At 66.7% G+C, this 9,550-nt stretch carries 9 protein-coding genes and 1 tRNA gene; 7 read left to right on the top strand and 3 right to left on the bottom strand.

The genetic code is table 11. The features are described 5' to 3' along the window. Positions 1 to 70: 70 nt before the first annotated feature. The 3 genes from JOF46_RS21690 to JOF46_RS21680 all read left to right on the top strand — a co-directional run bounded on the left by JOF46_RS21690 (position 71) and on the right by JOF46_RS21680 (position 2,172). Positions 71 to 571: an SRPBCC domain-containing protein gene (locus tag JOF46_RS21690; protein ID WP_209911378.1), complete on the top strand. Its 501-nt coding sequence runs from the start codon at positions 71 to 73 to the stop codon at positions 569 to 571. Positions 572 to 641: 70 nt separating this feature from the next. Next, complete coding sequence (locus tag JOF46_RS21685; RefSeq protein ID WP_209911376.1) at positions 642 to 2,024, top strand: FAD-binding oxidoreductase; 1,383 nt, start codon at positions 642 to 644, stop codon at positions 2,022 to 2,024. 71 nt (positions 2,025 to 2,095) lie between these two features. Beyond that, positions 2,096 to 2,172 (top strand) — tRNA-Pro (locus JOF46_RS21680). Between the two features lie 262 nt (positions 2,173 to 2,434). Here the strand turns inward: JOF46_RS21680 and JOF46_RS21675 are convergent. Then, complete coding sequence (locus JOF46_RS21675; protein WP_209911374.1) at positions 2,435 to 3,244, bottom strand: carbon-nitrogen hydrolase family protein; 810 nt, start codon at positions 3,242 to 3,244, stop codon at positions 2,435 to 2,437. A gap of 32 nt (positions 3,245 to 3,276) precedes the next feature. Here JOF46_RS21675 and JOF46_RS21670 point away from each other — a divergent pair, with 32 nt between their 5' ends. Then, positions 3,277 to 3,933 carry a GntR family transcriptional regulator gene (locus JOF46_RS21670; RefSeq protein ID WP_209911372.1) on the top strand — a complete coding sequence of 219 codons (657 nt, stop codon included), beginning with the start codon at positions 3,277 to 3,279 and terminating at the stop codon, positions 3,931 to 3,933. Between the two features lie 30 nt (positions 3,934 to 3,963). On the opposite strand, the gene JOF46_RS21665 is transcribed toward JOF46_RS21670, so the two are convergent. After that, positions 3,964 to 5,307, bottom strand: coding sequence for an MFS transporter (locus JOF46_RS21665; protein WP_209911370.1), 1,344 nt, complete (start codon positions 5,305 to 5,307; stop codon positions 3,964 to 3,966). A 134-nt stretch (positions 5,308 to 5,441) separates the two neighbouring features. On the opposite strand from JOF46_RS21665, the gene JOF46_RS21660 reads away from it, so the two are divergent. After that, positions 5,442 to 6,128 carry a DUF2848 domain-containing protein gene (locus JOF46_RS21660; RefSeq protein ID WP_209911368.1) on the top strand — a complete coding sequence of 229 codons (687 nt, stop codon included), beginning with the start codon at positions 5,442 to 5,444 and terminating at the stop codon, positions 6,126 to 6,128. Between the two features lie 81 nt (positions 6,129 to 6,209). Here the strand turns inward: JOF46_RS21660 and JOF46_RS21655 are convergent, their stop codons facing one another. After that, positions 6,210 to 7,244 carry an ABC transporter substrate-binding protein gene (locus tag JOF46_RS21655; RefSeq protein WP_483428554.1) on the bottom strand — a complete coding sequence of 345 codons (1,035 nt, stop codon included), beginning with the start codon at positions 7,242 to 7,244 and terminating at the stop codon, positions 6,210 to 6,212. A 114-nt stretch (positions 7,245 to 7,358) separates the two neighbouring features. On the opposite strand from JOF46_RS21655, the gene JOF46_RS21650 reads away from it, so the two are divergent. Both JOF46_RS21650 and JOF46_RS21645 read left to right on the top strand, forming a co-directional pair. Beyond that, positions 7,359 to 8,483, top strand: a complete 1,125-nt coding sequence (locus tag JOF46_RS21650) for an iron chelate uptake ABC transporter family permease subunit (RefSeq protein ID WP_209911366.1) — start codon at positions 7,359 to 7,361, stop codon at positions 8,481 to 8,483. Continuing rightward, positions 8,480 to 9,532 carry a FecCD family ABC transporter permease gene (locus JOF46_RS21645; protein ID WP_209911363.1) on the top strand — a complete coding sequence of 351 codons (1,053 nt, stop codon included), beginning with the start codon at positions 8,480 to 8,482 and terminating at the stop codon, positions 9,530 to 9,532. The genes JOF46_RS21650 and JOF46_RS21645 overlap by 4 nt, the downstream gene beginning before the upstream one ends. The last annotated feature ends 18 nt before the right edge of the window (positions 9,533 to 9,550 follow it).

Raw genomic sequence — 9,550 nt, 5'->3', positions numbered from 1 at the left:
CCCCGAGGGCCGGCACCACGGCGGAGGTCTCGCAAGCGACCATCATGGCCAGAGCCGTTAGGGTTGGGGGATGGACGGACTATTTTCACACGCGGCATCAGCCAACGAGCGCAGCTCCCAAGACGGTTACCACTTGCCGGAGCATCGGCATACGGTGAACGTTCCGGTATCAGCAGACCAGGCATTTGAAGGCTTCTCCGAGTACATCCACCTCTGGTGGCCTGTAAGCAAATTCTCGCAGTTCGGCCAGGGAAGCCATGTGACCTTCGAGCGGGGGAGCCTGCTCGAGGAGTCGGAAGACGGTGACCAGCACCTCTGGGGCAAGATCGTTCACCTCGAAGCACCAGAGACCATCGTCCTGGACTTCACCCTCGGCATGGAAACGGCCCCGCCCACCCATGTCAGCCTGGAATTCCATGAACAGGGCAGCGGAACCGAAGTGGTCCTGACGCATGACGGTTGGGCTGCCGGGGAGATCGGCCAGCAGCAATACGATCGCTACACGGACTGGCCCGAGGTCCTTGAGTACTATGCTCGCTTCATGGGAGCCGGCGGCCACGCCGAGCGCTAAACCCCCGGACACAGACCGCTGTGCCGCCAGCGACGGCACAGCCATATCCAAGATGCTTCGAAAGGGTGGCATGAGCCTGCAAACCGCCGATGCGGCGTTGATTGATGACCTGGTCCAGTACATCGGTGAGGGCGCGGTATCCACCGATCCCACGGTGCTTCAGTCCCACAGCCACGACTTCGGGAAAATCGTTGACCACCAGCTGCCCCTGGCCGTGGTCTTTGCCGAGCGCGTGGAAGACGTCCAGGCTGCCTTGCGGCTCGCCTCGGCGGCCGGGGTCAAGGTTGTGCCCCGCGGGGCCGGGACGGGCGTCTCAGGCGGTGCCCATGCGGTTGCCCGCTGCATCGTGCTCTCACTCGAACGCATGAACCGGATCCTGGAGATCCGCGCGGAAGACGAAGTGGCCGTGGTGCAGCCCGGAGTCATCAATGCGGTGCTGAACAGGGCCGTTGCCAAGCACGGGCTCATGTATGCGCCAGACCCGGCCAGCTACAAGGAATCGACCATCGGCGGAAACGTGGCCACCAATGCCGGCGGCCTGCGTTGCGCCAAGTACGGGGTGACCACCGACTCGGTCCTTGGCCTGGAGGTCGTGCTGGCCGACGGCACCTTGATCAGCACCGGGCGAAACACCTTCAAGGGTGTCGCCGGCTACGACTTGACCTCGCTGTTGGTTGGTTCGGAAGGGACCCTGGCGGTGGTCGTCTCCGTGACCGTTCGGCTGCGCTACCTCAGTGAAAGGACCTGTTCCATCGCCGCGGTGTTCACCGATGTCGTCCAGGCCGCGGCCGGGGTGGTGGCGATCGCCCGGGTGCGTGTGCAGCCGGCGATCCTGGAGTTGATGGATATCGGGACCATGCGCGTGCTGGATGCCGCCTACGGCTCGGACCTCGGTGCTCGCGGCGGCGCGCTGCTGCTGGTCCGCACGGACGGCCATGGGGCGGAGATCGAGGCGGGTATCGTGCGCTCGGCGCTGGAGAACCTCGGGGCCCAGGTGAGTGAACCCGACGACGAGGAAGCCGTGCGGTTGATCGAGATGCGCCGCGCCAGCCGCGGCGACGGCCAGGACGACCAGTACCGGGTCGGCGAGGACATCGCGGTGCCCCGGTCGGCCATGGTCGACTACATGGGAACCCTGGACAGGATTGCGGCCAGGAACAACGTCATGGTGCGCATCGTCGCCCACGCCGGCGACGGCAACCTGCATCCCACCTTCTGGGTGGACCCGGATGACGGAACCGAGGGCGTGGCCCGGCTCGATGCAGCCCTTGACGAGTCCATCCGCGCTGCGTTGGAGGTGGGCGGCACCATCACCGGCGAGCACGGCGTGGGCACCGTGAAGCGTGAATGGCTGGCGTGGGAACAGTCCGAGGAGGTGCTGGAACTGCAGCGAAAGATCAAGGCCGTTTTCGACCCGCAGGGCATCCTGAACCCCGGCAAGGCGATCGTGTGATGCAGAACCAGCGGCCCCGATTAGGTGTTGGAGTGAAAAGTCGGTAAACTTTTTATTCGTTGGTACAACACCGGGATATGGCGCAGCTTGGTAGCGCGCGTCGTTCGGGACGACGAGGTCGCAGGTTCAAATCCTGTTATCCCGACCAATGTGAGCCCCGCAAGAAACTTCGGTTTCTTGCGGGGCTCGTCCCATTTAAGGCATGGCACCAAGTGCGAGAACCGCTTGCTGAATGAGCCTTGTCGCAGAGCCGGGGCAGCGGCCCCCGCGCCGCGCTCGAGTCCCTGCGCCCCTAGGATGGCCATGCAAGAATGCGCGGTGTGCCGGCCGGCGGAAAACCGCGTGGGCACACCGCGCGTCCTTGGCACCGAGGGGTGTGTAGGGCCGGCGCTGATGCAGGGAGCGGCCTGTTATCGCTTGGCGTGTTCGAAGGTGCGTGCGTTGGCCAGCACGGGCAGCTTGGCCCTCACCTCGTCCAGGATCGAGACGTCGACGTCAACCACGGCCAGGCCCGGTTCGGCACCGAGCGAGACCAGCACCGACCCCAACGGGGATACCGCGGCGCTGGCCCCGACGCCCGTCGGTGCCGATGACGTCGCGGCGATGCCGACGCTCGCCGGGTCCCCCTGGCCACAGGCAACCACAAAGGTGGTGCTGTCCAGGGCGCGGGCACGGCAAAGGAGTTCCCACTGCTCGAGCTTGCCCTCGCCGGCGCCCCACGAGGCGCAAACGATGTTCACCTGTGCGCCCGCTGCCGCATTTGCCGTGAAGAGAGCCGGGAATCGCACGTCATAGCAAGTGGCCAGCCCGAAAGTGATTCCGCCCCGCCGGAACACCACCGGCTCGGTGCCGGCATCCACGCTGTCGGATTCCGAAAAGCCGAAAGCGTCAAAGAGATGGATCTTGTCATACGAGGCTTCCACGTCGGGCCCGGTGGCCAGCAGGGTGTTTCGGACCCTGCCGCCGTTGCCGGGGGTGAACATGCCTGCAACAATGGTGATGCCGATCTCCGAGGCCATGGCGCGAACCGCCGTGGCCCACGGACCGTCGATCGGTTCGACCACCTCGGCCAGCGGATTGCCGAAGGCGCACATGGTGGCCTCGGGGAAGATGACGAGCTCGGCTCCGCGGGCCTTCGCGTCTTCCGAGTAGCGGCGAACCAGGGCAAGGTTTTCTGCCGGTTTTCCGCCGCTGATGATCTGTGCCAATGCCAAACGCATGTGTTTCCTCCAGTTTGTTGTATACATAATGTATGTCGAAAAATATCCGCCCGGCTGCCTCTGGCCGCGAAAAGGCCTACCAGTACCTGCGTGAGAACGTTCTGATCGATTCAACAATGCAGGGCAAGTTCCTCAATGAGCAAGAGCTGGCGGCCGAAATCGGCGTATCCCGAACCCCCGTGCGCGAGGCCCTGCTGCTGCTGGTTTCCGACGGGCTGGTCGAATTGATTCCCCAGCGCGGTGCCTACATCCCCGTGGTCACCGGTCGCGAGATATCCGAGCTCATGGAACTGCGTGGAGTCCTGGAAAGCCACGCAGCCCGTCTCGCCATCGCCTCGGGAAACGTTCCGGCCGAGGCGATGGCCCAAACCCTGAAGCAGCAGGCCGACCTGCCGGCGGCCCACGAGGCGGAATCGGCGCGGGAGTTCATCCGGCTCGACGCGCAGTTCCACCAGCAACTCATCGACGCGGCCGGCAACGAATTGATCTCCCGGACCTACAGCAAGCTCCACGTGCGCCAGGTGATGGTCGGCATTGACGCGTTGTTCCGCACCAGTGGTCGACGTGAGCATGTTTGCCGCGAACACCAGGACATCCTCGATGCCCTGGTCCAGGGTGATGGCCAACAGGCCCAAGCGGCCATTGACCATCACCTGAACGTCACCCGGGACATCCTGCTGCGCACCTGAGCCTTCCCTATGCTGGCGGGCCGCCGAAAGCTACGCGGTCCCCAGGGCCGTGTGGAACTCGTCGTCCTCGGTCGGGTGCGGATCCCGGCCAAGTGCGAGCCCCACGAGGGTCACCGCGCCGGCAACCGCCACATAGCATGCGACGGGGATCCAGCCGCCGAACTTGCTCAGCAGCAGCGTGAACATCAGCGGGGCGATGGCGCCACCGATCACGCCCGCGAAGGTGTAGGCCAGCGACGAGCCGGTCGAGCGCAGGCGCGGCGAGAACTGTTCCACCACGAACGCCGCCTGCGGGCCGTACATGAACGAGTGGCACATCAGGCCCAGGACGATTCCGGCCATGAGCATCAGCTGGTTGTCGCCGCCAAGCAGCACGAAGAAGATGAAGGTCCAGCAGACGCCGAGGCCCGCGGCAACCGCGTAAACCAACCGGCGGTTGAACCGGTCGGAGACCGCCCCGGCGAGCGGGATCATGAACAGCTGGAATGCGGAACCGACCAGGACTGCGGTGAGGACCTGGTTGCGCTCGTATCCGAGGACCTGGATGCCGTAGGTCAGCGTGAACACCGTGAAAAGCGCGTAGAGCACATCGGGTCCAACCCGGGACAGTGTTGCCGCAACCAGTGGACGCAGTTCGTGGCGGAAGATTTCCTTGATGGGGGCGTTGGGCTGCTCGCCCCGGGCCTCGATGGCCTTGAAGATCGGGGTGTCCTCGAGGTGGAGCCGGATCCAGAGCCCGAAGGCCACGAGCAGGGCGGAGAACAGGAACGCAATCCGCCAGCCGAAGCTGATGAACTGTTCCTCGGAGAGCGCCAGGGTCAGGATGGCAAGTGCGCCGTTGGCCATCAGGTTGCCGGCAGGCGGCCCGACCTGGGCGGCTGATGCCCAGAAGCCGCGCCTCTTGGGATCGCCGTATTCGCTGGAGAGCAAGACCGCTCCGCCCCATTCGCCGCCGACCCCCACGCCCTGGGCGAACCGCAGGAGCACCAGGATCAGCGGAGCGGCGACGCCGATGCTCGCGTATCCCGGGAGCACTCCGATCAGCACGGTGGCGATGCCGATGATCATCAGCGTTGACACCAGGACCTTTTTTCGCCCGATCCTGTCGCCCAGCCGCCCGAAGATGATCCCGCCGATGGGCCGGGAAATGTAGCCGACCGCGTAGGTCGAGAACGCCAGGATGGTGCCGGTCAGGGGGTCGGTATCGGGAAAGAAGATGAGCGGGAACACGATGGCGGCCGCCGCCGAGTAGACGGCGAAGTCGTACCACTCGAGCGCGGTGCCGGTGAGGCTGGCGGCAAATGCCTTGTACAGCCCCTTCGGCCGGACGGGCTTTGCCGCGGTCCCGGATGTCCGGGTTTGGGTGTCAGTCATGGGTTTCCTCCGATGAACTTTTCAGTGGCGTCCACCACAGTGAACGTAAATGTATACATTACGCATACTTAGTGTAGATTGGCGACTGTTGAGCGGAAAGAATTTTTCCGGGCACACCCAGACGAGGAGAAATCATGACGAAACTGAGCTTTGAACTACCCGACGGGACCACCAAGACGGTCGTGGTGACGGACCTGCTCAACGCGGGATACGCGGGCCGGGAGCAGGAGGAGGTCCAGGCGCACATCGCCGAGCTGGCCGAGCTGGGGGTTCCCGGGCCCAGTGCCACGCCGGCCATGTACCCCGTCTCCAGCTATCTCGCCCAGCAGGCCGGCGAGGTCGTGGTCCAGCACGGGAGGACCTCCGGCGAAGCGGAGTGGGCTCTCGTCGTCACGGACGAGGGAGTGCTGCTCACGGCGGCCTGCGACCACACCGACCGCGACCTCGAGGTGCACGGTGTTGCCTGGAGCAAGAACGCCGGCCCCGATGTGCTTGGACGCAAGGCCTGGCGCCTGGATGACGTACGGGAGCACCTGGACCGGATCACGCTCAGGGCCTGGGTCGGAGCCGAAGGGGAGGCCGACACCCTGATCCAGGACAGCAGCCTGGGCGCATTGCTGACTCCCGACTACTGGTTGGATGTCCTGGGGGAGCGCGGGCTCAACAAGCCGGGAACCGTGCTGATCTCGGGAACCGTCGCCATGATCGCCGGCGTGGACCAGTTTGCGCAAAGCTGGAGGGTGGAGATGTCCGACCCGGTCACCGGCCAGAGCATAGAGGTTGCCTACGCCGTGCGGCAGATGGCCGAGCCCATTGGCTGAGGCCCTGGCCGGTTAAGCACGTGTGGGGCCCGGCGTTGGCCGGGCCCCACACGAAGCAGGAATCAATCAGGAAGTGCGAAGCTACTTCACCAGGTAGCCGCGCAGGTCGTCGAGCACGATCGAGGCGCCTGTCGGGCCCAGGCCCAGGAACCAGACGTCGTCGTTCACGCGCTGCACGTTCCCGGCCTTGACGGCCTCGAGCTTGTCCCAGATCGGGCCCTCGAGCGCGGCCTTCTCGCCGGTGGCCTCCGGGGTGCCGTAGGAGGTGTAGAAGATCCAATCCGAATCGGCCTCGGCCAGGTTCTCGGCGGAAATCTCCTTGGCCAGGTCCTCGATGTCCTGGTTGGCCGGGCGGGAGAACCCTGCGTCTTCCAGGATGACGCCGATCAGCGAGGCATTGCCGTACAGCCGGATCTTCTCGGGCATGAAACGCAGCAGGGAGATCTTCGGATCGCCCTCAACGTCCTTGTTCAGCGCAGTGGCCTTGTCCTGGTAGGCATTGAGCACCTCGACGGCCTTGGTCTCCTCACCGAGCGCGGCGGCGGCCAGCCGGAAGTTTTCCTTCCATGGGAAGCCCGGGCGGATCGAGAAGACGGTCGGGGCGATCTGTGCAAGCTGCGGGTAGAGCTTGTCGGCGCGCAGCTGGGAACCAATGATCAAATCCGGCTTCAACGCCGCGACGGCCTCCAGGTTCAGTTCCTGGATGGTGCCCACGGTCTTGGCGTCCTTGACGGCGTCGGCCAGGTAGCTGGGGATCGAATTGGCGCCCTCGGTGGAGGGGATGCCGACCGGGGTGATGCCCAGTGACAGCACTGCATCGAGTTCGCCGGTGTCCAGCACCACGACGCGCTCGGGCTTCTTGGTGATCTCGGTGGTGCCGTTGGCATGGGTCAACGCGCGCGGGAACACGCCCGGGGCCGTGTTGGCACCGAACTTGGCGGTGGCCTCGTCCGCGGTGGAGAAACGCTCCCCGCCGACGGCGACGTCGGAGTTGCCCGGCGCGGTGTCGGTGGAGCCGCCGGCTGCACAGCCTGCGGTCAGGGCGATCAGGAACAGTGCGGCTGCTGCCTTGGCGGCGCCGAAACGGGGCCGAAGGCTCGAAGAAATCAATTTCACCACGCCAATGTATCGTATTCATGTTGCCTGTGCCTAAGTCGACACCGCAGCGAGCTGTCCCGGCCGCATTCCCACGCGGTAGTGTTGAACGGTTCGAAGCTAAGGAGATGAATCGTGGCCAGCCCCACCCCCGCTGCGGCGAACCCCAAAAAAGCCCAAGCCGTCCCCGGGAGTCCGGGCCCCGGCGGCGGTCAGGCCGGCGTCATGGCGGGAACAGGGGCGAGCGGTTCGGCCGGCAACGCCCGGGCGAACATGCGACGCACGTCACTGCTGGTCTTTTTTGCGGCCGTGCTTCTGCTGTTGGCACTGTTGTCCCTGGCCGTGGGTTCCAAACACATCGAGTTGGCCGTTCTGTGGCAGGCCCTGCTGGACCCCAACGACTCCGCCGACCACGCCATCATCCGCGACTCCCGCTTCCCGCGCGCCGTCCTGGGCATCCTGGCCGGAAGCGCGCTGGGCATCGCCGGGGCGCTGGTCCAATCCATGACCCGCAATGCCCTGGCCGAACCCGGGATCCTGGGCGTGAACGCAGGCGCCTCGCTGGCCATCGTCATTGCCGTGGGCACCTTCGGGATCAACGGATTCAACGGCTACGTCTGGTTCGCCTTCGGCGGGGCGGTGCTGGCCACCGGGGCCGTGTACCTGGTGGGCATGGCCGGGGCACGTTCCAGCGACCCGGTCAGGCTGGTGCTGGCCGGAGTTGCCCTCGGCGCGGTGCTCTCCGGGATCGGCACGGCCCTGGCCCTGGTCCACCCCTCGGCCTTCGACCAGTTGCGGGCCTGGACCATCGGCTCCCTGGAGGGCCGCTCCGCGGACGTGCTGGCCCCGCTGGGAATCGCGGTGCTGGTGGGTTTCGTGCTGGCCGGCTTCACGGGCCGCTCGCTCAACGCCCTGGCCCTGGGGGACGACACCGCCCTGGCCCTGGGCTACAAGGTGGGCCGGGCGCGGGTGCTGATCCTGCTGGCCGTCACGGTGCTGGCCGGGGCGGCCACCGCCGCGGTGGGCGCGATCAGCTTCCTGGGGCTGATGGCCCCGCACCTGGCCCGACGCTTTTCCGGGCCCGATGCCCGCTGGATGCTGGCCTACACCGCGGTGCTCGCCCCGATCATCCTGCTGCTGGCCGACGTGCTGGGCAGGGTCGTCATCCCCGGGGAACTCGAGGCCGGGGTGGTCTGCGCCTTCGTCGGCGCCCCGGTGCTGATCATGCTGGCCCGCCGCAAGAAGCCGGTGGCCGTATGAGCGCCGGGCCGGAAGCCCGGGCAGCTTCCCGGGTCCGCATACCTGGCCGGGCCCGGCGCCTGGGCCGCGAGAGTGCCCTGTGCCTGTTGCTCTCGGGGCTGGCCGTGCTCTTCGCTCTGCTGGTGGTCGGCAGCGGCGACTATCCCATGGGCCCGGGCAAGGTCATCGACGTCATCCTCGGCGGAGGGGAAGGGCTGGAGAGCACCATCGTGCTCCAGTGGCGTGCCCCGCGCGCCGTGGCCGCGCTGGCCTTCGGTGCCGCGCTGGGTGTGGCCGGTGCGGTGTTCCAGTCGCTGACCCGCAACCCGCTGGGCTCCCCCGACATCATCGGCTTTTCCACCGGTGCCTACACCGGGGCGCTGCTGGCCCTGACCCTGGTGGGCGGCAGCTTCCTGGCCACCTCGCTCGGGGCGCTCGCCGGAGGCCTGCTCACCGCCCTGGCGGTGTACTTCCTGGCCTGGCGGCGTGGCTCCCACGGCTTCCGGCTGATCCTGGTGGGCATCGGCATTTCCGCGATGCTCGCGGCCCTGAACCAGTGGCTGGTGCTGCGCGCGGAGATCGAGGTGGCGATGGCCGCGGCGGTGTGGGGAGCAGGAACCCTCAACGGGGTCGGCTGGCCGGTGCTCATCCCGGCGCTGATCGCCATCGTCCCGATCCTGGGACTCGTCCTGGCCGGCGGGACGACGCTGAACATGCTGGAAATGGGGGATGACACGGCCACCGCCCTGGGCATACGCGTGGAACCGGCACGACTGGCCATGGTGGTGCTGGCCGTGTTGCTGACCGCCGCCACCACCGCGGTCGCCGGGCCCATCGCCTTTGTGGCACTGGTGGCCCCGCAGCTGGCCAAGCGGCTGAACCGGGCCGCGGGCATGCGCCTGGCCCCGGCGGCCTGCATGGGCGCGTTGCTGCTGGTGGCCAGCGACCTGGTGGCCCAGCGGCTCTTCGCCCCGGTGCAGCTGCCGGTGGGCGTGGTGACCGTGAGCATCGGCGGCGTCTACCTGATCTGGCTGCTGGCCCGCGAGGGCAAGGCGGCACAGCGAGGATAGGGAGAGCCGACCCCATGG

Origin of the sequence: Paeniglutamicibacter psychrophenolicus (assembly GCF_017876575.1) — a bacterium.
GTDB classification, from domain to species: Bacteria; Actinomycetota; Actinomycetes; order Actinomycetales; family Micrococcaceae; genus Paeniglutamicibacter; species Paeniglutamicibacter psychrophenolicus.
Note: the sequence above shows the minus strand (reverse complement) of the source record. Positions and strands in the feature narration are given on the sequence as shown.